Raw genomic sequence first — 24,197 nt, 5'->3', positions numbered from 1 at the left:
TAATGGTGCCATGCTCTTGCGGCGTCTTCGCCGGATGAGCATGTCTTTGCCCTGGTGACACGCATTGAAGACATGCTCATCCGGCTATCGCCGCAAGAGCATGGCACCAAGGATTCTGGCTACTTCAGTCCTGTCGTTGCGATCCCTTTCAAGAAGGTTCGCTGCGTCAGGAAGAACAGAACCACAATCGGTAGCGTGAACAAAGTCGCCGCCGCCAACAGCAAGTGGGTTTGATCGCTATACGAGCTGACGAACTGCTCTAGCCCGTACGCCAGCGGGAAGTTCCGCTTGTCGCTCAAGAGCAACAACGGGCCGCTGAAGTCGTTCCATGCGGCGATAAACTGGAACAGCGCGACGGTCGCGATCGCCGGTTTCGACAGCGGCAACACGATTCGCCAGAAGATCCCCCATTCGCTCAGCCCGTCGATGCGAGCCGCTTCGCTCAGTTCTTCCGGAATGGTGCGAAAGAACTGCCGTAGCAAAAAGATCGAAAACGCATCTCCCAGGAATGTGGGAATGATCAGCGCGCCGAGCGTGTTGTAAAGTCCGACTTCCCGCAGCAACAAGAATCGGGGAATCATCGTCACATGCCACGGCAGGAGCATTGTGCCGATCAGCACGCCGAACAATAGATTTCGCCCCGGCCAATTCAGTTTTGAAAACGCGTACGCCGTCATCGAGCACGAAATCACTGTGCCGATCACCGAGCCGATGCAGATCAACAGCGTGTTTCGCAGGTACAGGAAGAACGGCATCGCGCTGACCGCGTCTTGGTAGTTTTTCCACCGCCATGACTGCGGCAGAATTGCGTGCGGATCGGTTTGAATCTCGGCCGGCGTTTTCAGCGACGAGAAGGCCATGATCAACAGCGGGCCAGCGAGCAGGATCGCCGCGAACAGCAGAGCCAAATAGGCCAGCACTTTTTCGAACAGGTTCAACTTCATTCGACCGACTCCCGCGCGGCGTCAATCTGGCGTTGAATCACGCGCGTCGCTTCTTTGAGCATCGCCGCGCAGTCGGGCTCTTCGGTTCGTAGCATCGCTCGCTCGGCGACGTTCTTGATCTCGCTATCGAAAAAGGCGCCGGCCGGAACGACGGGAATTGGGTATTGGTTTTCGCTGCCGGCCAAGTCGACGAACTGAGCGAACATCGGCTCTTCTTTCAGGAAAGCTTGGAACTGCGGCTGTTGCACGACCTGCCCCGAGACTGGAATCCAGCCGCCGGCAACGCAGGTCTGGGCCGCTTCCGTTTCGTGTCCCAGGCCGCTCCAGAACTTCATAAAGGCCCACGCTCCGGCTGCGTTCTTCGCGCCGCGGGGGACGACAAAGTTGTTGCCGTTCACCCAGCCGGCTCGCGTTTTTCCTCCCGGCGGAGGCGGCAACGGGCAAACGCCGAACTGCGTGATCGGCTCGCCTCGTTCTCTTTGCGCCGCTTGAAACGCGCGGATGTCGCGGACGCGCCACTGGCCATCCATCATCACCGCATAGCGACCAGCCAGCAGCGGAAAGGCTTTGCCGGGGAGCGATTGATCGCCGGAACGAAACGCGGCAATCTCGGCCGGGCCATAACGCTGGCGGAATCCAACCATCCACTCAAGGGAAGCGACGATCTGCGGGTCATCGGCCGTCACCTGGTGCGTTTCCTTGTTGTAAAACTGTCCGCCGAAGACATATCCCCACGGCCACAAGCGTCGCGAGTCAGGCAGATAGCCATGCCGCTGGTACGACTTTTGTCCCGGCGGCGCGATTGTCGTTTCGATCTGGTCGAGATCGGCCAACGTCTCCGGCGGTTTCAGCCCGTACTGATCGAGCAGCGTCTGATGATAGTAGAGCGCTCGTATATCGAGACCATTGGGTAACGCATACAAGCGACCATCGTAAGTCGCCAGACGCCGTGCGGCGGGAAAGAGCCACTTCTCCGCTTGTCGCACTTCCTCTGCGGGCGCGAAGGCGTCGAGCGGCAGGATTGCGCCGCGTGCACCCCAGTCGGCGATGACTGGATCGTCAATATTCAGCAGGTCGGGCGGATCGCCCCCGGCGACGGCGAGAAAAAACTTCAGGTCAAGGTTGTTCCCCGGCATCGCAATTGCGCGAACGTAGTGTTCGTCCTGCGACTCGTTAAAGCGGCGGACGATCTCTTCGACCGTCGCCCGATCGGCGCCTCCCCAGAAATGCCAGAAGAGGACTTCGCTCCGACCCTGCGGCGTTGATGCTTCTTGGTTGTCGCCGAGCGATGCCGCGTAGGCGACGACGCCCAGTAACAGAACGATCGCGGCGATTTGCAAAGTGCTGCGGCTCATCGTCATCCTCCGTAGTAGACCCAGCGATGCGATGTGCGGAAGAGCAACAACGTCGCCGCGAGCAAGAGAACGAACAACAGCCACGCGATCGCCGACGCGTATCCCATATCAAGATGCTGAAACGCGCTCAGGAAAAGCTGCAAGCTGATCATCATCGTCGATCCGGCCGGCGAGCCCCGTCCCTCGCTGACGATGTAGATCTGCGTGAAGGCCTGCACCGATTGAATCAGCCCCATCACCAAATTGAAAAAGATAATCGGGGTGAGCATCGGGAGCGTGATATGCACGAAGCGGCGCAAGGGACCAGCGCCGTCGAGCTGCGCCGCTTCGTAGAGCGACTTCGGCACGTCGCCGAGCGCCGCCAGGTAGATCACCATAAAGTTGCCGACCCCCCACAGGCTCATCAAGACGAGCGCGTCTTTCGAACCAGGGGCGAAGCTGCCGGTTTGCCAAAACGCGGCGAAGACGTTCCCCGGCGATTCGAGCCACTTCGGTTGGCCGAGGCCGACGCTGGAGAGCCCGTAGTTGACGATCCCGTCGGTCGGATCAAGCAGCCACATCCACAAAATGCTGGCCGCGACGACTGGGATCACCGACGGGAGAAAAAAGAGGGTCCGAAAAATCGCTTGTCCGCGGACCGGCAGCGATAGCGGCACCGCCAGCGTGATTCCGAGCAGTATCGAGAGGGGGACGCTAACGGCGGCGTAATACGCGGTATTCCAGAGAGCCTGGCCGAAGCCGGTTCCGGTGGCGATTTCCTCCGCGATTCGGGCGTAGTTTTCTCCCCCAATCCACTGGGGCGGATTGATCAGGTCGTAGCGACAAAAGCTCCAATACAAAGACGCCGCGAACGGAAACAGGTATAACAGCACCAACCCAACCAGCCAGGGGCTGGCGAATGCGTAGCCTGCAATACGATTTCGCGTCGAACTCACGCCGCCTCACGGTTGGCTAACGAGGAACAAGCGGGTAATAAAAACAGGGGTTGAATCAGTTTCTCGGTAGGGGGAGAGACTGGCGTCACGATTGTAACGCCGCTGGCGGTCAACTGGGACATGTCCGGCGGTCGATAATACGAATACCACCCGATCACTCCCGACATAGCCGCGCCAGCGATGACATTAACTCCCCTTTCGACGCCGAACTGCCAGCGAAAGTTACGGATTGCTCGCGATGAAGCTGGCGTTCCTCATGTTTTCGCCGAATCTCGCGACGATGCGCTCTATGGCCTCGGCTATATGCATGCGACCGACCGCATCACGCAAATCATGTTTGCGCGAGCGGTTTCGGCCGGTCGGGCGTCGGAATTGATCGCCGACAAGGAAGAATTGCGCGAAACCGACCGATTTTTTCGCCGGATCGGTTTGCATCGCAATCATCACCGCGAAGTGACGCTGCTGCAGCCTCACATCCACGAGCAAATCGTTCACTACGCCGCCGGGGTCAACGACGGCGCCATGGCGGTCGGGCAATCGTGGCCGATGTGGGCGACCGGCTTTGCGTCGGAGCCGTGGGACCCGGTCAGCGTGCTGCTGATCGGCAATCTTCTCAGCTTCGGCGGGCTCGCCGTCAGTCAGCTCGAGAACGAACGGATCGTCGTCGAATTGATCCAGTCCGGCGCCAGCGAAGCGGCGCTCCGCGAAATGTTTGAAGGCCGGCTGGAGCATGTCGACTTTGATTTGATCCGGCATGTTCCTTCGCTGCCGCGGATGTCGGACGAGGCGCTGGAAGTGCTCGCCGACTTGCCGCGTTTGGCCGGCAGCAACGCGTGGGCAGTCGCGCCGTCGCGAACCGCCTCGGGCGGAGCGCTTCTCTGCTCCGATCCCCATCTCGAAATCAATCGCTTGCCGGCGATCTGGTACGAAGCGGTTCTGAACTGGGGAGACGACTACGTGATGGGGGCGACGCTCCCTGGCTGTCCGCTGGTCGCCGTCGGCCGCACGTCGAACCTCGCCTGGGGCGTCACCTACATGAAAGGGGATACGATCGACATCTTCATCGAAGATTGTCGCGTGTCGCCGACGGGTCAGTGGCAATATCGCCGCGGCGCGCATACCTGGATGGACTTTGAAGTTCGCGAGGAAATTCTCGGCCGCAAAGGGGCCGACGCCGAAACGATGATCGTGCTTGAGAATCCGCAAGGAACGCTTGACGCCGATCCGCTGACGCCGGGCTATCAGTTCTCGCTCGCGTGGAGCGGCACGACGCCCGGCAGCGGCACTGCGATTGGTTCGTGGCTCGACGTGATCGCGTCGTCTGACGTCGTGTCGGCGATGGAAGTGGCCGAGCAATGTCCGCAGCCGACGCTCTGCTGGGTTTTTGCCGACGCCGAAGGTAACATCGGCATGCAAGGGAACGGCCGCTTTCCGGTACGTCGTAGCGGCGCGACAGGACTAGCGCCGCTCGCCGCGTGGGACGAAGCGAATCATTGGAACGGCTTCCTATCCGCCGAGTACCTGCCGAGCATCTACAATCCAGAGTGCGGCTTCGTTGCGACGGCCAACGAAGAGCAGCCGGAAGTGGACGGCGTGCGGGTCACCAGTCAAACGCTCCCCGACTATCGCAAACGCCGCATCGTCGAGCAGTTGTCCTACGCCGACGAAGTGACGGTCGAAGAGATGCAGGCGCTGCAGTACGACCTGGTCAGTCTGCAAGCGCGGGACTTGCTGCCTTATTTGCTGCCGCACGTCGCCGACAAGTCGATCGTTCGGCGGCTGGAGAATTGGAGCCTCGACTATTCGCCCGACAGCCACGAGGCGGTCCTGTTCCAGCGGCTCTATCGCAACACCCTGCTAGAAATCTTCGGCCAGGCCGAAGGACTCGGACGTCGCCGCGTGTTGTACGTCGCATCGCGGGTCGGCTTTTCGAGCATGGTGATCGCCGCGGTCGATCGGATCTTGAAAAAGGAGGAGTCGCTCTGGTGGAAGGGACGAGACAAAGGAGAGCTGATCCGCGCAGCGGCGGAGAAGCTGAAGCTGGAAGTGGAGAAGCCGTGGTCCGAAGTGAACAACTTCCATTTCACCGATCGCTTCTTCGGCGGCATCAGCGTCGGGCGACTGCTTGGTTTTGAAAGTCGGCCCTACCCGATGCCGGGGAACTTCGCGACGATCTTCCAGGGGCACGTCCTGCAAACGGCGAAACGGTCGTCGACCTTCGCGCCGAGTTATCACTTCGTCGCCGATATGGCGACCAGCGAGGCTTGGTCCAACTTGCCCGGCGGCCCGAGCGAAAGTCGTTTTTCGACGTTCTACAAAAGCGACGTCGCGCGGTGGTTTGAAGGGCAGTACAAACAGTTGATCAACGAAGAGCTACCTTCCGCGTAGTGGTCACGCTTGAATTGGTCATCCAACCGCAATCGTCAGGCCAAGGCCTGACCTACCGCTTATCACTCGCTTGCGCTTCGGGCTACTAAGGAAGCGTTACGCTTGGGCTTCCAGTTTCGCCAGCTCTTCGGCAGTCGCGTCGACCGTGTCGCGGATTTGCTTCTCTTTGTGTTCCGAGGTGATGAAGAAGCGGAGCCGGGCCGCTTTTTCTTCGACCGCCGGATAGAGAATCGGCTGCACGTTGATGCCGCGGGCGTACAAGTTGCGCGACAGCTTCAGCGCTCGCATCGAGTTGCCGGTGATGACCGGCACGACCGGCGTGTTGCGGCCGAGACCGGTGTTCAGCTTCCGTTCTTTCGCCAGGCGGAGGAACAGCTCGGAGTTGGCGGCGCACTGGGCGACGATCTCGGGATGCGATTCCAGTCGCTGCAGCGCGGCGAGGGCCGCGGCGGCGTTCGAAGGCGGAATGCCGACGCTGAAGACAAAGCCAGGCGCGGTGTACTTCAGGTACTTCACCAGTTGATGGCGGCCGGCGATGTAACCGCCGCAGCTGCCGAACGTTTTGCTGAGGGTCGCCATCAGCATGTCGACCCGATTCGGATCGACGTCAAAATGTTCGCAGATGCCGCGGCCGGTCTTGCCCATCGTGCCGATCGAGTGAGCCTCGTCGACGAAGAGCATCGCTTTGTACTTTTCTTTCAGTTCGATGAACTTCGGCAGATCGGGGTAGTCGCCGTCCATGCTGTAAACCCCTTCGACCACGATCAAGACGCGGCGGTAGTTGCCGCGCGATTCGGCCAGCATTCGCTCGACCGCTTCGAAATCGTTGTGACGGAAGGAGCGGCGCTGGGCGCCGGATAGGATGCACCCTTGGATCAAGCTGTTGTGCGACAGTTCGTCATGTAGGATCAGGTCGCCGGGGTTCATCATGTGACCGATCGTCGTTTCGTTGGTCGAGTGACCACCGACGAAGACGACCGAATCTTCAACCCCCAGGAACTTCGCGATCCCCTTCTCCAGCTGACCGTGGATCGTCTTTTCGCCGCTCACCACGCGGCTGGCCGAGACGCTGGTGCCGAACTGTTCGATCGCCGCTTGGGCCGCCGCGTTTACCTCAGGGGCGCCGCTGCTGCCGATGTAGTTGTAGCTCGAGAAGTTGATCATCTCGCGACCGGCGATCACAGTCGTATCTTTGGTGACCCGCTCGTGGACGTCGAAGTAGGGATTCTCGACCCCCATGCGTGCGAAGGTTTCGAGCCGCGTTTCGAGCTCGCGAATCTCAGGAAACTCGCGGACGTCGTAGTCGCCGGGACCGATTTCGTCGATCGACCGCTTCTGCTGAGCTTTGGCCTGTGGAGCTTGCGCTGCGCCGGTACCTGCATCAGTGGCGCCGTCTCCTTCGACGCCAAGGACCGCTTGGACGGCGCCGGCCAGACTGTTGACGGTCGTTTCGGCCGAAAAGCTCTCCATCGGAATTTCGATGTCGAGTTCCGACTCGAGCCCGTTCTTCAGCTCGATCCCCATCAACGAGTCGAGCCCCATGTCGGCGAGCGGCTTGCTGCGGTCGAGCTGCGCGGCGGCGACGCCGAGCGTTTTGCCGACCGCTTCGGCGACGTAATCGGCGACCAGGCGAGCACGCTTCTCTTCGCCAGCGGCGGCGAGCTGACCTTTCAATCCACCGGCGACGGCGCCTGCAGCGGCGACCGCTTCGCGGCGATGGAGGGTCGCGAGTTGATCGAGGAGTCGTGGGTGCTTGTTGCGCGAGAACTGCTTGAGGAACTTGCTCCAGTCGATCGGGAAGACGCCGACGTTGGTACTAAGGCGATCGCTGACGATTTGCTCCAGCGCGAACAAACCTTCTGGCGGCGAGATGACGCCGACGCCGAGCTTCGCCCATTTCGCATGATCTTGATTGGCCGCCATGCCGCCGCCTGACCAGGGACCCCAGTTGATGCTGAGCCCGGCCAAGCCAAGGCTGCGGCGATACGTGGCCAAACCATCCATGAAGGCGTTGGCAGCCGCGTAGTTCGATTGACCCGGCGAACCGATCACCGCCGCCAGCGACGAGAAGGTGACGAACATCTCGAGCGGTAGTTCGGCGGTCGCCGTATGCAGGTTCCACGCCCCGTCGACCTTCGACGAGAAGACGTTTTCAAACCGCTCCCACGATTGATGCGGCAGAGTCGCGTCGTCGAGCACGCCGGCCGCGTGAATGACGCCGACCAGTGGGTTCTGAGTGTTCAGCAAAGCGACGGCGCTGGTGACGCTCTTCGCGTCGGCGACGTCAAGCGCGACGCAGTCGACGGCGACACCTTCGCTCTGCCAGGCGGCGATCCGCTCGGCGGCCGCTTCGTTCGGCTTGCCGCTGCGGCTAACGAGCGCCAAATGCTTGGCCCCGCGACTGACGAGCCACGAAGCGACTTCCAGGCCAAGTGCGCCGAGACCGCCGGTGATCAGGTAGGTTCCGCTTGCGCTGACCAGCGATGTTTCCCCTAGCGGGCGCGCCATGCCGATCACAACTTTGCCGCGATGCTTGGCCTGCTGCATGTGACGGAACGCTTCGACCGACTTTTCGACCGGGAAGACTTCCATCGGCAGCGGACGAAGCGCGCCGGAGTTGAACTGCGGGCCAAGTTCATCCAACAAGCGAGCGATCAGGCCAACGTCGTTGCGCTCTTCCTGTCCCAGATCGAATGGGAAGTATTTGGCGCTCGGGCGAACTTCAGCGAACTGTTCCTTCGTCCAGACGCCGATCTTGCCGATCTCGACGAAACGCCCCTTCTCGGCCAAGACTTCGACGCTCTTCGGAATGAAGTCCTGGTTCAAGCTGTTGAGGACGACGTCGACGCCGCGATCGTCAGTATCGGCGGCGATCTTGTCGGCGAAGCTCGTCGTGCGCGAGTCGTAGATATGCTCGACGCCGAGGGAGCGGAGGAAGTCCCACTTGCCGCGGCTGGCGGTGGCGAAGACTTCGGCGCCGGCCGCTTGGGCGATGGCGACCGCCGCTTGTCCAACGCCGCCAGCTGCGGCGTGAATCAGGACGCGGTCCCCCTTCTTCAGCTGCGCCAGTTTGACCAGGCCGTAATAGGCGGTCAGATAGGCGAGCGGCAGCGTCGCCGCTTCTTCGTGCGACATCTTGGTCGGACGAGGCGCGACGTAGTTCTGGTCGATCGTCAGGTGGCTCGCCATGCTGGCGGTCGCCAGCGCGATCACCGCGTCCCCTGGCTGGTACGACTTCACCTTGCCGCCGACGCGAGTCACGACGCCGGAGCATTCAAAGCCGAACGTGACGTCCGCTTCGCTCAGAATACCGATCTCTTTTTCGTACTCTTGCAGCATGCCAAGCGCGCGCAGCACGTCGCGGAAGTTGAGGCCCGCGGCGCTGACGGCAATTTCGACTTCGGTTTCGCCGGGCTCGGCGACGGCCAGGTCGCGCAACGTAAGTTGATCGATCAGGCCGAACTTTTGCAGGCCGAGCTTGTACGGTCCGTACGGAATCGCCAGCTGACCGCGCTTGGCGTCGGCGGCCGAAACGAGCCGTGAGGAATAACGCTTGTCGCCGCGGAGGGCGATTTCAACTTCTTTGTCGGGAACCCATAGTTCGCCGAACAAGCGGGAGGCGTTTTCGGCGCCAGCCGGATCGAGATCGATCCGCGTGCAGGAGAGCTTCGGCGCTTCGGCGGCGATGACGCGGCCCAGTCCCCACAGAGCTGTTCCCGGAGGCTGGGCGACGCCGCTATCGGCGGCAACTTGCTGCGCTCCTTGCGTCACCAGGGTCAACTGCGGCGATTGATCGTCGAGCTTCAGCAGCGCTTGCGTCAGGTGGAGCGTCGTTTGAACGGCCTGCGTGTCGGTCGCGGCGGCGTCATTGGCCAACACGATTACGCCGCGGAGCGGAGCTGCGGCCGAAAGCTTCAACTCGGTGAGGAGTTGATCGAACTGAGCAGGATCGCCGGTCGCGAGTTCGGCGGCGTCGGCGGTGACTTTCAGCTTCTTGCCCGGCGATGTAATTACGCAGCGCTGCTTGCGATCGGTCAGCTCTTTGTGGAGCGACGCGGCGAGCGGGCTCTTTTTGTCTGCGATCCAAACCAGCCACGCGGGCGTTTGCGTTTCGTCGACCGACAGCGGCGAGCCGATCCGGGGCGTTTCGCGCCAGATCACTTCGTAGAGCCAGCCGTCGACATGGTGATGCAGCCGCTGCTGCAAATCTTGCCGCGAGACCCGCATCAAACGGAGGCCGCGGATTTCGGCGAGCTCTTCTCCTTCTTCGCTGGCGAGGAAGACGTCGGCGACGACTTGCGGCGAGCGACCGCTCTTCCGCTCGGTGATGCAGCTATGGCAAATCACATGGGCCGGCGAATGCGGGGCGAAGACGCGGACCGCGGCGGCGCCGATCGGGACGAAGGTGGAGTCGGCGTTGACTTGATCAGCGACCAAGGCGCCGACCGTCTGCAAACAAGCGTCGAGCAGCGCCGGATGGAGCGCGTAGTGCGACGCGTCGCTCTTCTGCTGTGCGGCGAGCGAGACTTCGGCCAGCGCGTCGTCGCCGCCGGTTCCCATCTTCTTGATGCCGCGGAAGGCGCGACCGTAATCGAGACCGCTCGCGCGACACGCGGCGTAGAACGGCTCGACTTCGATTTCCCCTTCCATCTTGAAGTAGACGTCTTGCAGCTTCAGCTCTTCCGGCGCCGCGTCGGTCAGCGCGACCTTGCCGGAGGCGTGCAGCTTCCAGACGGCGTCGGTCTCGCCGGAGGCTTCGCGGCTGAGAATACGGAAGTCGCAAACCGAGTCGCCGGGGGTGAGCAAGGTTTGCACCGAGCGGAGCGCGTCGTCGAGGACCAACGGCTGATGGATGTTCAGCCCTTCGACCGCAACGTTGGTGGCGGCGAAATGTTCGCGGCCAGCGGCGAGCGCGATTTCGATGTAACCGGTCGCCGGAAAGACCGGCTGCCCGAACAGTTGATGATCGCGGAGGTAGTTGGGGCGCGAAGCGGAGAGTGTCGACTCGTACAGCTTCTCATCGAGCGCCGTCGGATGAAGTACGCCGAGGAGCGGATGACCGCCGACGACCGGCGTCGCCGCCGTGCTGACGTAGCCGCCGCTATCGGCAGGACCGGCGCTGTCGGGCGCCCAGAAGCGCGAGCGCTGGAATGGGTAGGTCGGCAACTCGATCTTGGTGCGCGCGTAGCCTGCTTCAAAGCCGTGCCAGTCAATCTTGCCGCCGAGTTCAAACAGCTGGGCGAGCGAACCGAGGAGCGTTTGCCACTCGTCGCGCTTCGCGCGCATCGACGAGAGCCAGTTCAGATCTTTGCCATCAAGCGTCGCGCGGCCGAGCCCGGTTAGAATCGGATTCGGGCCGACCTCGATAAAGACCTTGGCGCCCTTCTTACCCAGCAGCGCCATTCCGTCGCCAAAGCGGACCGCTTCGCGCAGATGGTTGCGCCAGTAAGAGGGCGTGGTGATTTCGTCGCCGGCCCATTGTCCGGTCAGGTTTGCGGCGAGCGGAATCGACGCCGGATGGAGTTCGATCTGGCCAATCGTTTTCTCGAATTCATCGAGAATCGGATCCATCAGCGGCGAGTGGAACGCATGCGAGACGGTCAGGCGGGTGGCGCGAACTCCCTGCTTTTCGCACTCGGCGATCGCCGCATCGAGCGCGGCCATTTCGCCTGAGATCACCGTCTGCTGCGGGCTGTTGTAAGCGGCGACCGAGAGCTTGGTCGGGTTGGCGGCGATCAGCGGATCGACGACCGACGGCCCGGCCGAAATCGCGGCCATGCCGCCGCCAGCCGGAAGCGAGTTCATCAGCTTGCCGCGAAGCGCGATCAGCTTCAGACCATCTTCGAGCGAGAAGACGCGGGCGGCGCAGGCGGCGACATATTCGCCGACGCTGTGCCCGATCACCATGTCGGGCTCGACGCCCCACGACTTCCAGAGTTCGTACAGCGAGTACTCGACGGCGAACAGGGCCGGTTGCGTGTAAGCGGTTTGGTTGACCGCGTCGGCGTCGGCGCCGAACAGGATCTCAAGCAGCGGCACGTCGTACTGCGCAAGGATCTCGGCGCAGCGATCGAGCGTCGCACGGTAGATCGGCTGCGTTTCGTACAGCGTCTTGCTCATGCCGAAGTACTGCGAGCCTTGCCCGGTGAAGAGGAAGGCGGTCTTCAGCTTGCGACGTTTGGCGCCGCTCTCTTCGCTCGGCGCAGTCCCGGCGATCTTGCGAAGCTGCGTGATCGCCGCTTCGCGCGAATCGACGATCAAGCCCTGGCGAGTTTCCAGTTTCGAGCGTCCGACGTTGACCGAATAGGCGAAGTCGGCGACATCGAGATCGGGATGTTCCGCCAGCAGGTCGGCATAGTGGGTCGCAACTTCGGCCAAACCGGTTGCGCTGGCGGCCGAGAGCGTGACCACATGCTGCGGGCGCTGGAAGTTGGCGTAGGTTTCTTTCGTCTTTTGGTTGACGTAGTCGCCGACGATCACATGGCAGTTGGTGCCGCCAAAGCCGAAGGCGCTGACGCCGGCGATCCGATGGCCGCGCTCCGATTTCCAATCGGTCGGCGCAAGCGGGATTTCGATCGGCGCGTCGGAGAGATCGATGTACGGGTTCAGCTCGCTGAAGTTCAGATGCGGCGGGATCTTCTCGTGCGAGAGGGCGAGGATGCACTTCACCAGACCAGCGACGCCGGCGGCCGATTCCAAGTGGCCAATGTTCGTTTTGACCGACGCGATCCGGAGCGGCTTTTCGGCAGGGCGATCGACGGCCAGGACGCTCTTCAGCGAACGGACTTCGATCGGATCGCCGAGCGAAGTGCCGGTACCGTGCGCTTCGATGTACTCGACGTCATGCGGATTGAGGTGCGCATCGGCGAGCGCCGCGCGCAGGACGTCTTGCTGCGACGGACCATTGGGAGCAGTCAGCCCGTTGGTGAGACCGTCTTGATTGACGGCCGAACCGCGGACGACGGCCAGGATGCGATCTCCGTCGCGTTCGGCGTCTTCCAACCGTTTCAGCACGACCATGCCGCATCCTTCGCCCCGGACGTAGCCGTCCGCTTTGGCGTCGAACGTCTTGCAGCGTCCGTCAGGCGACATCATCCGCGCTTGCGAGAAGGTGATCGTCCCTTCCGGCGTCAGGATCATGTTGACGCCGCCGGCGAGGGCGAGATTCGACTCGCCGCTCTGCAGACTTTGGCAAGCCAGGTGAACCGCGACCAGCGAAGAGCTGCACGCGGTGTCGATCGCGACGCTCGGGCCGCGGAAGTTGAAGACGTAGCTCAGTCGGTTGGCGGCGATCGAGAGGCTGGTCCCGGTCGCGCTGTAGGCGTTCAGAGATTCGAGCCCGCGGAACATCAGTCGGGCGTAGTCGCTGTTGCTGATGCCAACGTAGACGCCGGTCGGCGAGTCGGCGAGGCTATCGACCGGGATGCCGGCGTTTTCGAGCGCTTCCCACGCTACTTCCAACAGCAGGCGTTGCTGCGGATCCATCTTTTCGGCTTCGCGGCCAGAGATCCCAAAGAAGGCGGGATCGAAGTCGGCGACGTCGTCCAGAAAGCCGCCCCAGCGGGTGCTGGTTTTGCCAGGTGTGGCCGGCTCGCTGCTGTAGAGCGCGTCGACGTCCCAGCGATCGGCCGGCGTCTGACGAATCGCGTCGACGCCGCCGGCGAGGAGCTCCCAATAGGCGGCCGGATCGGCGGCGCCGGGGAAACGACAACCGACGCCCACCACGGCGATCGGCGAGTGAGGTAGATGCATCGCGGTTATCAATCTACGTCGTGGCTTGGGAATGACGGCCGTGTAGGGGCTCGTCCGGAAGGGGATCGGACTGGCGAGCGGCGCAAGCCTTGACGATTATTGTAGCGATATTGCGCCTTTTAACCTGCGCCGCTTGCATCCGTGCCCATCAGCGGCGTTTATCGCCGATCGGCCAGGTATTCCGAGAATTCTTCGATCGTCGGATAGTCGTAGACGACGGTCGGGTCGATGCGGCGTCCGAGCCATTGTTCCAGGTCGCCGGTCATACCGATCGCCGCCGCCGAATCGAGCGCAAACGATTCGAACGGAGCCGTTACGTCGATCGACTGGGGCGCCGTATCCAGCTCGCGGGCAAGATAGGCGACCATCCACTCTTGGATTTCTTCCGCCGTGGCAGAAGCGCCAGCGGCCGATTTGTCGCTTGTCATGTAGGTCCTCTCACGTCGTTACGTAATGGATTTATCCTACACGTTGGGCCCGGAAGCGACCACCGACCCACGCCTGAGCGGCAATTTCGTCCGGAATCGAGCCAGAGACCGAAATCGCCCCCACATACCCCTCAGCCGGGCAGAATTCGGTGATGGAAGCGCCCATTTCTTCGGGAGAACGATCGCCATGGTCGATCACGCGTCGTGCAGGAGGCGCAACCAGGTCGATTTCCAACTTTTCCAGAGGACGGCGAATTCCGACCCCAAAGGTCTTCAAATACGCTTCTTTGTGCGTCCAGTACCGCAGGAACTGACGATTCTGCTCGGCTGACGGCAAGCGGAGCACTTCTGGGCGTTCGCACGGAGCCAGGCAGCGATCGATCATCCGGGGAAGGCCGCGAATTTCGCGGACCTGTTCGATATCGACGCCGACTTCGCCGATGGTTGAAACGGCCAGCACCGCCAGATCGCCGGAGTGGCTGACGTTGAACCAGAGCGAATCTTGGTGTTCGACGAGCGGCTTGCCGTATTTTCCGGCCGTCAGCGAGAGCTGAGTCGCGGGCAATTGCAGGTACTCGGCCAGGATCTGGCGGACAGCGCCGCGGCAGATGATGTAGCGCTCGGTCTGAGCTTCCAACAGAAAGCCGTCCGCTTTTTCACGCTCCGCGGCCGATAGCATTGCGCGCAGCTGGGCGACCTGCGACTTGCCGGCTCGAAGCGGGATACTCCATAGATGGAGCGCCTCGGCGGACATGCCGGTCAAAGGTGCGAGGCGCGAGCCACGGGCTTCCGGGAGTCGTATCATGTTTGGTTGTGGGTTAAGTGTCGTGGCTTGGCTTGTCCGAGCAGCGGCAAAACAGGGGGGTGGCCGCCAGGTGAGGATTGCGCTCTTCAAGAGAGATCGGACAAAGAACAATCTCGACGGGAGGGTTATCGGCTGACTGTGATCGGCCGCATTATTCGGAATAGCCTGTATAATTCAAAGGTTTGATCATAAAAGGCCTCTAGACTGGCGGTGTAGGCGGTCTGCGGCAATTTCGTAAGGTTTGACGTCGGATGGCGCGAGTTGTTCTAGCCATGTCGGGGGGCGTTGATAGCAGCGTCGCCGCACACCTTCTCCTAGAAGAGGGGCATGAGGTTATCGGCGTGTTTATGCGTCATGGAGAACAGTCTCCGATTGCTAGCTGTCAGATCGACGGCCAGTCGGCGCTGCCGATCTTGAACGATCGTCCCGACCACAAGCAGGGTTGCTGCAGTGCTAGCGATGCGGCGGATGCACGCCGCGTCGCCGACAACCTGGGCATCCCATTTTACGCGCTCAACCTGCAACGTGAATTTGGACGGATCATCGACTACTTCGTCGAAGAGTATGTCGCCGGGCGAACGCCGAACCCCTGCGTAATGTGCAACAACTGGATAAAGTTCGGCAAACTGTTCGACTACGCCGACAGCGTCGGCGCCGAGTACGTCGCTACAGGGCACTATGCCCGCTTATTGACCGATCAGCCGGGCGACTTGCCGCGTCTGGTTCGGGGCGTCGATCCCGGCAAGGATCAGACTTACGTCCTGTTTGGCATCGAGCGCGAATATCTGCGGCGAATGTTGTTGCCGGTTGGACATTTTGAAAAGTCGCGGATTCGTGAGCTGGCGGGGCAAATCGGCATGCGGGTCGCCGACAAGAAGGACAGTCAGGAGATCTGCTTCGTCACCTCCGGCAAGCATGACGAATTCATCAAAGCTCGCCGCTCCGATCTGCAAACGGCTGGCGAGATCGTTACGACCAGCGGCGAAGTGGTCGGTACGCATGACGGGATCGAGAAGTACACGATCGGCCAGCGCAAAGGTTTGGGTGTGGCAATGGGCGAACCACGGTTCGTCGTCCGGATCGAAGCCGATACCAACCGCGTGGTGATTGGTGAAAAAGAAGAGCTTGGCCGGCTTGAGCTGACCGCTCGCGATTGCAATTGGCTGGTCGACTTGCCGGAAGGCCCTGTCCGCTGCCGCGCCCAGATTCGCTACAACAGCGACGACGCGCCGGCGACGGTCGAGCGACTTCCGGAAGGACGGATCGCGGTCATCTTTGACGAGCCGCGCCGCGGAGTAGCGCCCGGACAAGCGGTCGTATGCTATGACGGCGATCAGGTGCTCGGAGGCGGTTGGATCGAGTGACGCACTCCCCTGCTCTGCATGAAAAAAGACTCGCCTAAGAGGCGAGTCTTTTGTTTTTTTGGCGTTGGAATTGCAACTTCAAACAATCGCTTAGTCCCACGAGATCGTCTGCTTGTCGTCCGATAGGCAAGCGTTTTGGAAGGTCGTGCCGTCGATCGTGTAGGCGATGAACCGGACCGAGCCATCGGCCAGAACCGCGTTGAGACCGGCGCTGTGGGACGAACCGAAGTAGGGATGCCATTCGCCATAGAGGCCGAGGTCGAGGCCCGCTTTGCCGAACTGCCAGCTGTTGTTGGGATTCGGAGCGTCGCGATCGCTGATCGGCGGGAGTGCGGTGACGTTTTTCGACGAGTCGACGTGACTGCCAAAGCGAACGTTGTCTTCGTCCCAACCGGCGTTGTTCCAGCGTTCGTTGTCTCCACCTTCGATGCCATGAGCGTCAGGGTGGAGCGCCTTCTCCGCGAACATGATGGTGTTCGACGATCCGTCACGGATTCGTTCGACCGTTAATTCTCCCTTGGTGTTGTTGCGGTGACGCATGACGCCATGTTCGCCCAGGTTGCTCGAGTTGCGAATGCTTCCCTGCGACCGTTCGCCGGCGTTGGCGGCATAGTCGCAGCGGTAGGTCAGGCCCGACCCATAAGCTTCCGGAGCGCGACGCGTGGGGCAGAAGAACCCTGCCACGAAGTTTTGCGCAACAATGTCTTGCGTGCCGGTCGGATTGTTGTAATCGCCCAGCTCATACAGGTTTTGCTGTTCGATGAACGGCAGCAAGTGGAAGCTCCAGTTCCAACCTTCGACCGTCAGCGCGTTGCAGCACGCGGTGGTCGAGTCGGTCAGCTGGCCGTCTCGCGCGCCCCAAACCAGGCGACCATAGGTCGCTTGGAAGTTGTGCGCGGCCAGGCCGAGCTGTTTCAGGTTGTTGCTGCATTGGGTGCGACGCGCCGATTCGCGAGCTTGCTGCACGGCCGGCAGCAATAGGCCGATCAGAACGCCGATGATGGCGATCACGACCAGCAACTCAACCAGAGTAAAGCCCGACGCGCGGCGCGGGTTACGTTTGCTAATCATAGGGGGAAGACCTCTGTAGGTAGGAATGAAAGGAAAGATCTCACGCTGGCCGCCCGAAATCGGCGGCGCAAAGCGAGTTATTTCTTTTTGGCCGGCTTGTAGGAATCGCTGGCCGCGCGTTCTGCGTCTTCAACCGCCGCGTCTTCCGCTTTGATCTTTTCCTGCAGTTCCTGCGTCAGCTCCGGAGGATTGGAAGCGGACGAACCGCCGCAACCGAGCGCCAACGTGAGGACGGAGAAGAGGAGTGCGAAGCGTAAAATAGCCATCTTGGTATCGCCTTGTTGAATTGGAGTTTGTTTTGAGATGCAAATAGACCGCGCAGTTCTGAGAATCAGTCGACTCGCTTAGTCGAGTTGCAGGACTTCGCCGTCGTCGGAATGACAGGCGCGACGGAACATTTCGCCGTCGATGTTGAACGCGATGAAGCGAACCGAACCGTCAGCGAACGCCGCGTTCATCCCCGCGGTGTGCGAAGCGCCGAAATAGGGATGCCACTTGGTGTAGAGACCCAAGCCAAGCGCCGGCTTGAGATGGAAGTTCCACGTGCCCGAACGATCGGCGTACGGAGCGAAGTCGTCGGAGATCGGCGTCAGCGGAACGACGTTGCCGCTGCTGTCGCGGTGGCTGCCGTAGCGGATGTTGTCTTCGTCCCAGCCGGCGTTGTTCCAGCGTTCGTTGTCGCCCCCTTCGCTGCCGTGCGAGTCGGCGTTCAGCGCCTTTTCGGCGAACATGATCGTGTTGGACGAACCGTCTCGGATCTTTTCAATCGTCAGTTTTTTGTTGGTCGCCAGGTTGCGAATCACGCCGTGTTCGCCAACGCTCCCCGGAGCTCGAAGATCTCCTTGCGTCCGTTCGCCGGCGTTTCCAGCGTAGTCGCAGCGATAGTAGAGTCCGCTGCCGTAGCCTTTCGGAGCGCGACGCGAAGGGCAGTAGTAAGCGGGAACGCCCGACGCGGCGACGACGTTCAGCGCACCGGAGGGATTGCTGTAGTCGGCCAACTCATAGATGTTCTGCTGTTCCATGAACGGCGTCAGGTGAAACGACCAGTTCCAACCTTCGACGGTCGACGAGCTGCAGCAAGAGTCGATCGGATCGGTCAGCGAGCCGTCGCGGCCGCCGAAAACGATGTAGCCGTAAGTGTCTTGAAAGTTGTGGGTCGCCAGCGCGACTTGTTTCAAGTTGTTGGTGCACTGCATGCGGCGAGCCGCTTCGCGAGCTTGCTGCACGGCCGGCAGCAACAATGCGATCAACACGCCGATGATCGCAATGACGACGAGGAGTTCGACCAGGGTAAACCCGGCGCTTTGTTGGGAACGCTTCATGAATTGGACGCCTCTTTAAAAGTCCCTGAAACCGCGATGTTCAACGTCAGCGCGACGTTGATTTCGCTTAGCGTGCTAATCAGTCGTGCTGTAAAGCGGACCAAGGTAGCAACCGCTGGCGGTGGGCAAGAGGCTTCTTAACGTCGAATTCATTGAAGAATTCGTGAAGACTTTTGGAGCCGTCGTTTTCTAAAAGGCAAATACATCAATGGCTAATGGCGCAATTTTTGTGAGTGATAGTCAGCCGCTAGTATAGGGTCTGTGTTGTCCATTTCTGTATTGCCAGGAAGCGCCGAAGCTGGCCGTTAAACTCGCCGCAGTACGACGCGAAATCACCGTGGAAATCCGAAGGAAAAATAATCTCGCTTTTGCGCATGAATCCGGCACGTTTGCGCAGGGGAATCGACAAGAGGTAGGGAAAGCCCATTTTTGAGTCGGCGCGTACCTTCAGCGCGCTATCAAAAGCGGAGCGACGTCAGCGCGATGTCGGCTAAGCGTTCTCAGGTGGGTCGGACGGGGGTTCTTGCTCCGCCGCTGAAGAGGAGTAGTCGTCGACGTCGGTCAGCGTGAATTCGGTGCTGAAACCGTCGCCGGCTGAGAGATAGATCTCGCCGTGCGGCTCAGGCTGCTGCGCAACGACGTGGCAGTGTCGGACCAGTTCGAGGACCGCCAGGAAGAGACCAATGATCACTACCTTGTGCACGGCGCCTTCGAACATCGAGGTGAACGAGACCTTTTCTTCGTCGACGATTCGCTGATGGATCCGCTGCATGTAGACGCGGATCGGCGTGTCGTCGTAAACGATGTTGGTCGGCTGGACCGTTTTGCTGTCGCGGACGATGCGCGTCAACGCACTGACCAGGTCCCATAGCTCCACCTCGTGAATCGGCTGTTGCGCGGGATCGATCCGTCGCGGCGGCAAATCGTCGGAGAGTCGCGAAAAGCGGCGGTTCCACGCCCGCCCTTGATCGTCGAGCAGTCCGGCCGCGTCTTTAAACCGTTTGTATTCCAAAAGGCGTTCGACCAGTTGCTCGCGCGGGTCGTCGATCAGCTCTTCGTCCGCTTCGACGCCGGGGAGGAGCAGCTTCGATTTGATCTCGACCAGGGTGCTCGCCATTTCGAGAAAGTCGGCCGCCGCGTCGACGTCCATCTGCTGCAGGATGTCGAGATACAGGACGTACTGCTCGGTGATCATCGCGATCGGGATGTCGCGAATGTCGATTTCATGTTTGCGCACCAGGTAAAGTAGCAGGTCGAGCGGACCGCGATAAACGTCGATGTCGACCTTGAATTTCATGCGGATTCTTTCGTACCGAGAGCGAACTGGTGACGCGAAAACGACGCCAAAACTTCATCAAAAACTAAAGCAGAAACTCTAGGGCGTGGCCAGAGCTCTCTCTATATTCGGATTTACCCAACCTCTGCGGTAGATGGATACGGTCCGATTTTGGCTGGAATGTCGCGACCACTCGCCTGCGGCATGCGCCTCGACCGCCTCTTTTCCCCTATTTGGCTGGAAAAGGGGAGATCGATTCGGCTTACTTTTTTCTTGGTAGGCGCCGATAACGCTATGCCCATCGAAATTCGACATCGGGAAACCGGCGAGCCGCTGTTCCAAGTAGCGGCCGATACGTTACGGGGGGCGAATTTGTCGAGCAAGGCGCTCGCCTACGCCGACCTGGCTGGCGCCGATCTGCGCGGCGCCAATCTCGACATCGCCGACTTGCGGCATGCCGACCTGCGCGGGGCTCGACTCGAGTCGGCCAGTTTGCAAAACGCCAGCCTGGCCGACGCCAATTTGGATGGGTGCGAAGGAGGAGGCGCCGACTTCTCGAACGCCCAGGCGCATCGCGCGTCGTTCGTCGAAGCGACGCTAACCCGCAGTTCGTTTCGATACGCCGACCTGACCGCGGCGAAACTAACCCAAGCGTCGATGTCCGATTGCGATCTCAGCATGGCGACGCTGCGCGGCGACTTCTGTTCGGCGAAGATGAATCGCTGCGACATGCGCTCCTCCGATTTGACCGGCGCGGCGCTGCGGCGAACGAGCTTGCGCAACGCGCAACTCGACGGCGCGATCATGATGGGCGCCGATCTTACGAGCGCAAATCTTGATGGTGCGAAACTAGTGGGTGCGAAGCTTACCGGCGCAATTCTCAAAGGTACTTTGCTCGATGGCGCGATGCAGGAAATGCAAAGTCGACCAAGCAAGCCAAAGGGCCCATGGTGGAAAGTTTGGAAGTAAAGTTTCCACCCAGTTGAGCGACGATACTTCGCATCTTACCGAATCTGCACCAAGAAAGTTGCAATTTTTCTCTTGGGGCGTAACTACTGCTTTTCTAGAATCATAAGTAACTGGTCAGATCTTTTACCCGCATGCAATTGGGGAAGACGGCCTTACCTTCGCATCGCTTTAAGGGCGATTGCTTGGTGACGTCACCCCAATCGACCAGGAACAGAAACGCCATGGAATGAGGCGACAGAGGCCGACGGCGTAATAGAGATGAGCGCAGCAGAGAAGTAGGCGCAGAGACTAGCAAGGCATTATTGCGAAGCGTTTTCCGCAGACTTGCCGCAGGGGTACATTCCTCCTCGGGCCGTCGCCGAATTTTTCGTACCGCTTGGCGGAAGCGATACCTGTTCGGCTTGGCGGTGTTTGGTCATCGGAAAGCGCGGTTGTCGTATCTCTAAACTTCTAGAAAGCGGGCAACGGGCTATTATGATTCAAATCAAGCATCGGGAATCAGGCGACATTCTTTTTGAAATGGACGCCGATTGCCTCCAGGGGCAAAAACTGGTTGGCAAGAATTTGAAAGGGGCCGACCTTTCCAATCGCGTCCTCCGCGACTGCGTTTTTGACAGCGACAGTATGAACGGCTGTAATTTCGCCGGGTCCGACTTGGAAGGAGCTTCCTTTATCGGCGCTTCGGCGCAAGACGCCGATTTTACCGGGGCGAATCTGCAAAAGACCAACTTTACCGACACCCTATTGCAGCGCTCGAACTTCACCGGCGCCAACATGACCAACGCCAACATGCGTTACGCCAAGCTGGAAGGGGGCAATCTCTCTTCGGCGCGGCTGGTCGAAGCCGACCTCAGCATGTGCGACCTGCGGTGTGACCTGTCGTCCGCCAATCTAACGCGAGCCGACCTCCGCGGCGCGATCATGGTTGGCGCCAACCTGAGCAACGCCAAAATCGACGACGCCGACTTCACCGACGCCGACATGCATGACGCCAACATGAGCGGCACGCTGATCGAGCGAGCGAAGAACGCCTGTACGAAGCACAAGAAGTTCCAACCGATCCCGAAGTCGAAGGCGAAACGTCCGTGGTGGAAGGTCTGGGCCTAAGCCGGCTTCGCAGCACGAAACCTTGACGACTCGATTTCCCCGCTTGCGCACGGTGGGGAGTCGAGTGATCGCTTGAAGATCTCGCTGAGAAGCTTTTAGCATCTTCGCGACAACCGAATAGCGAGTCGCGGCGTTGGGAGTTCCAGTTGGTGGACGCGGTCGCGTCTTCCGCCGCTTCTGATCGTTTGATTGTCGAATTCTCTGACGACCGAAAGGCGCCTTCAATTTGGAATCGGCTCTTCGCCGCCTCCTTAGCCGCAAAATGGGGGTATGGGGCTCCGTTTCGCCCTTTTCCAGACCCCGCTTTCCGGCAATCCCCGCAGAACGGCAGTTTCCGATCGGTTGCGGCTGGGGCGCCGTGCTTTCCCGACCGTCTTCGTCTACACTGGGTGTTTACTTAGGCGCCGCTCTGACCGGGGGGGATGAGTTCGAGGGGAATCAGGAAGGTTTCCGTCGGAATCTTGCGGGGCGCGCCGCTGGCATTTGAGTCTGTAGAAATCCCATGAGTTTGCCGCAAGTCGTCATCGTTGGTCGCCCTAATGTGGGGAAGTCGAGCCTGTTTAATTGGCTCGCTGGTCGGCGTTTGGCGATCGTTGACAACGTGGCCGGGGTCACCCGCGACCGCATGACCTATCTGATGCAGTGGCGCGATCGCTACTTCGAAATCGTCGACACCGGCGGGATCGGGATTAACGACGTCGACGACCTGACCGACGAAATCGAACAACAGATCAACATCGCGATCGACTCGGCCGATTTGATTTTGTTTGTGGTCGATACTCGTGACGGGATTCTGCCGCTCGATCAGGAAGTCGCCCAACGTTTGCGGCACGTCAACAAGCCGATCGTGCTGGTCGCCAACAAGACCGACGAATCGCACATGGACCATGACGCCGACCAGTTCTATCAACTGGGGCGGGGAATGTTGGTCCCGGTCAGCACGCTGCAGAACCGAAACAAAGATGACCTGCTGAACGTCATCGCCGATCGTTTGCCCGACGCCGAAGAGGGAGAAGCTTCCAGCGGCGAACCGGAGATGAAGATCGCCGTCGTCGGCCGTCGCAATGTCGGCAAGAGCACTTTCGTCAACACGTTGGCCCGCGCCGAACGAATGATCGTCAGCGAAGTGGCCGGCACGACCCGCGACAGCGTCGACATCCGCTTTGAGCTCGACGGCAAGTCGTTCACCGCGATCGATACGCCTGGCTTGCGTCGCCGCGTCAGCGTGAAGACCGATATCGACTTCTACAGCACCCATCGCGCTGAGCGAAGCATTCGCCGGGCCGACGTGGTGCTGATGTTCTTCGACGCGTCGCAGCAGATCAGCAAGGTCGACAAGCAGCTGGTCGCTTACATCGCTGAGAACTACAAGCCGGTCGTTTTCGTCGTCAACAAGTGGGATCTCTACCACGACAAGATGCCGACCGATCGCTGGGCGACCTACCTGCACGACACCTTCCGCAACATTCCGTACGCGCCGGTTGCGTTCATCACCGGTCAGACCGGCAAGAACGTCAAAGCGCTGCTCAACCACGCGCAGATGCTGTACAAGCAGTCGCGCGAACGCATCTCGACCGGCGAATTGAATCGCATCATTCGCTTCGCTCTCGAAAAGTCGCCGCCGCCGCTCTACAAGCTGCGTCGCCCGAAGATCTACTTCGCCACGCAGATCGGCGCTCAGCCGCCGACGATCGTGTTGAAGTGCAACTCGCCGAAGGCGTTCAGCGACGGCTATCGCCGTTATCTGCTTTCGATGCTTCGCGATCACGTCAGCTTTAGCGAAGTGCCGATCAAGCTCTATCTGCATCGCCGCCAGGAAGCCGACTTCAAAGGTGGAGACGGCGAAGGGGGCGAGGGTTCGATCAGTCCGCATGACGGCGATCTGGCGGACGGATCGGAAAGCGACATGCTGAACGAGTTGAACGACGACTAGTTCGTCGCGTCGCCGGCCGCTGAGAGAACGCTTTCGATCACTTCGGTCTTCGCGGCGGCGTACTGGTTCATATCGTCCCACGAGCGCTGGGCGAGTTCCCGTTTGACGCGTTCATAACGAATGCGATCTTCTGCACACTGACGCAGTCGATCGCGAAAAGCCAGGTTGCGGTCAATCTCGACGCAGCCGGTCGAATAGACGTGGATGTGAACGTCCCTCTCGGGCGTGCGAAGCATCCGATGCTGATGCCAATCGGGCTCGCGAACGCGCAGCTGATAGCCGACTTGTTCTAAGTGAGACAGATAGCTCGACTCGTCGGCCGAGTTGGCGACGACCAGCAGAATGTCGATGATCGGCTTGGCTGCGAGATCAGGAACCGACGTCGAGCCGATATGCTCGATTTGCATCGCCGCGCCCTGAATTGCGGCTTGGATCTGGCGGCTGTGAGCGGCGAACGTTTCTGGCCAATCCGGTTGGTAGTCGACGATCTGAATCTCGCGCCGTTCGACGCCGCCGATCAGGCCGGTTTCAAGATTCGGATCGAACAT

Annotated in this window: 16 protein-coding genes; 5 read left to right on the top strand and 11 right to left on the bottom strand. The window is 60.5% G+C overall.

All coding sequences use genetic code 11. The annotated features are described in order from the left end of the window. Positions 1 to 119 precede the first annotated feature (119 nt). From LOC68_RS14705 to LOC68_RS14695, 3 genes are read right to left on the bottom strand one after another with little or no spacing between them, the layout of a single operon-like run. Positions 120 to 944, bottom strand: a complete 825-nt coding sequence (locus LOC68_RS14705) for a carbohydrate ABC transporter permease (protein ID WP_230220093.1) — start codon at positions 942 to 944, stop codon at positions 120 to 122. Further along, positions 941 to 2,299, bottom strand: a complete 1,359-nt coding sequence (locus LOC68_RS14700; protein WP_230220091.1) for an ABC transporter substrate-binding protein — start codon at positions 2,297 to 2,299, stop codon at positions 941 to 943. Before LOC68_RS14700 ends, LOC68_RS14705 begins: the two co-directional genes overlap by 4 nt. A 2-nt stretch (positions 2,300 to 2,301) precedes the next feature. After that, positions 2,302 to 3,234 carry a carbohydrate ABC transporter permease gene (locus LOC68_RS14695; RefSeq protein ID WP_230220089.1) on the bottom strand — a complete coding sequence of 311 codons (933 nt, stop codon included), beginning with the start codon at positions 3,232 to 3,234 and terminating at the stop codon, positions 2,302 to 2,304. Between the two features lie 180 nt (positions 3,235 to 3,414). Here LOC68_RS14695 and LOC68_RS14690 point away from each other — a divergent pair, with 180 nt between their 5' ends. After that, positions 3,415 to 5,622: a penicillin acylase family protein gene (locus LOC68_RS14690; protein ID WP_230220087.1), complete on the top strand. Its 2,208-nt coding sequence runs from the start codon at positions 3,415 to 3,417 to the stop codon at positions 5,620 to 5,622. Positions 5,623 to 5,718: 96 nt separating this feature from the next. On the opposite strand, the gene LOC68_RS14685 is transcribed toward LOC68_RS14690, so the two are convergent. The 3 genes from LOC68_RS14685 to LOC68_RS14675 form a co-directional block, all read right to left on the bottom strand. Next, positions 5,719 to 13,374: a type I polyketide synthase gene (locus LOC68_RS14685; RefSeq protein WP_230220084.1), complete on the bottom strand. Its 7,656-nt coding sequence runs from the start codon at positions 13,372 to 13,374 to the stop codon at positions 5,719 to 5,721. Positions 13,375 to 13,532: 158 nt separating this feature from the next. After that, positions 13,533 to 13,802 (bottom strand): acyl carrier protein, encoded by a 270-nt coding sequence (locus LOC68_RS14680; protein WP_230220082.1) that lies wholly within the window; start codon positions 13,800 to 13,802, stop codon positions 13,533 to 13,535. Between the two features lie 31 nt (positions 13,803 to 13,833). Then, entirely contained in the window at positions 13,834 to 14,607 is a 774-nt protein-coding gene (locus LOC68_RS14675) for a 4'-phosphopantetheinyl transferase family protein (RefSeq protein ID WP_230220080.1), read from the bottom strand. Between the two features lie 251 nt (positions 14,608 to 14,858). Here LOC68_RS14675 and mnmA point away from each other — a divergent pair, with 251 nt between their 5' ends. After that, positions 14,859 to 15,971 (top strand): tRNA 2-thiouridine(34) synthase MnmA, encoded by a 1,113-nt coding sequence (gene mnmA / locus LOC68_RS14670; protein ID WP_230220078.1) that lies wholly within the window; start codon positions 14,859 to 14,861, stop codon positions 15,969 to 15,971. A gap of 90 nt (positions 15,972 to 16,061) precedes the next feature. Here mnmA and LOC68_RS14665 read toward each other — a convergent pair whose 3' ends face one another. From LOC68_RS14665 to LOC68_RS14650, 4 genes are all read right to left on the bottom strand, one after another. Beyond that, positions 16,062 to 17,042, bottom strand: a complete 981-nt coding sequence (locus LOC68_RS14665) for a DUF1559 domain-containing protein (RefSeq protein ID WP_230220076.1) — start codon at positions 17,040 to 17,042, stop codon at positions 16,062 to 16,064. A gap of 77 nt (positions 17,043 to 17,119) precedes the next feature. Continuing rightward, positions 17,120 to 17,308: a hypothetical protein gene (locus LOC68_RS14660; protein WP_230220074.1), complete on the bottom strand. Its 189-nt coding sequence runs from the start codon at positions 17,306 to 17,308 to the stop codon at positions 17,120 to 17,122. A gap of 78 nt (positions 17,309 to 17,386) precedes the next feature. Next, on the bottom strand, positions 17,387 to 18,364 hold the full coding sequence (locus LOC68_RS14655; RefSeq protein WP_230220072.1) for a DUF1559 family PulG-like putative transporter: 978 nt from the start codon (positions 18,362 to 18,364) through the stop codon (positions 17,387 to 17,389). A gap of 490 nt (positions 18,365 to 18,854) precedes the next feature. Next, entirely contained in the window at positions 18,855 to 19,661 is an 807-nt protein-coding gene (locus LOC68_RS14650) for a segregation and condensation protein A (RefSeq protein WP_230220070.1), read from the bottom strand. A gap of 273 nt (positions 19,662 to 19,934) precedes the next feature. Here LOC68_RS14650 and LOC68_RS14645 point away from each other — a divergent pair, with 273 nt between their 5' ends. From LOC68_RS14645 to der, 3 genes are all read left to right on the top strand, one after another. Then, on the top strand, positions 19,935 to 20,609 hold the full coding sequence (locus LOC68_RS14645) for a pentapeptide repeat-containing protein (protein ID WP_230220068.1): 675 nt from the start codon (positions 19,935 to 19,937) through the stop codon (positions 20,607 to 20,609). Between the two features lie 474 nt (positions 20,610 to 21,083). Continuing rightward, a complete protein-coding gene (locus LOC68_RS14640) occupies positions 21,084 to 21,716 on the top strand; it encodes a pentapeptide repeat-containing protein (protein WP_230220066.1) in 633 nt (210 codons plus the stop codon). Positions 21,717 to 22,218: 502 nt separating this feature from the next. After that, positions 22,219 to 23,649 (top strand): ribosome biogenesis GTPase Der, encoded by a 1,431-nt coding sequence (der, locus tag LOC68_RS14635; RefSeq protein WP_230220064.1) that lies wholly within the window; start codon positions 22,219 to 22,221, stop codon positions 23,647 to 23,649. On the opposite strand, the gene LOC68_RS14630 is transcribed toward der, so the two are convergent. Next, a complete protein-coding gene (locus LOC68_RS14630) occupies positions 23,646 to 24,197 on the bottom strand; it encodes a GrpB family protein (protein WP_230220062.1) in 552 nt (183 codons plus the stop codon). The two genes, der and LOC68_RS14630, sit on opposite strands and share 4 nt — an antisense overlap.

It is taken from the genome of Blastopirellula sediminis (assembly GCF_020966755.1).
GTDB classification, from domain to species: domain Bacteria; phylum Planctomycetota; class Planctomycetia; order Pirellulales; family Pirellulaceae; genus Blastopirellula; species Blastopirellula sediminis.
Note: the sequence above shows the minus strand (reverse complement) of the source record. Positions and strands in the feature narration are given on the sequence as shown.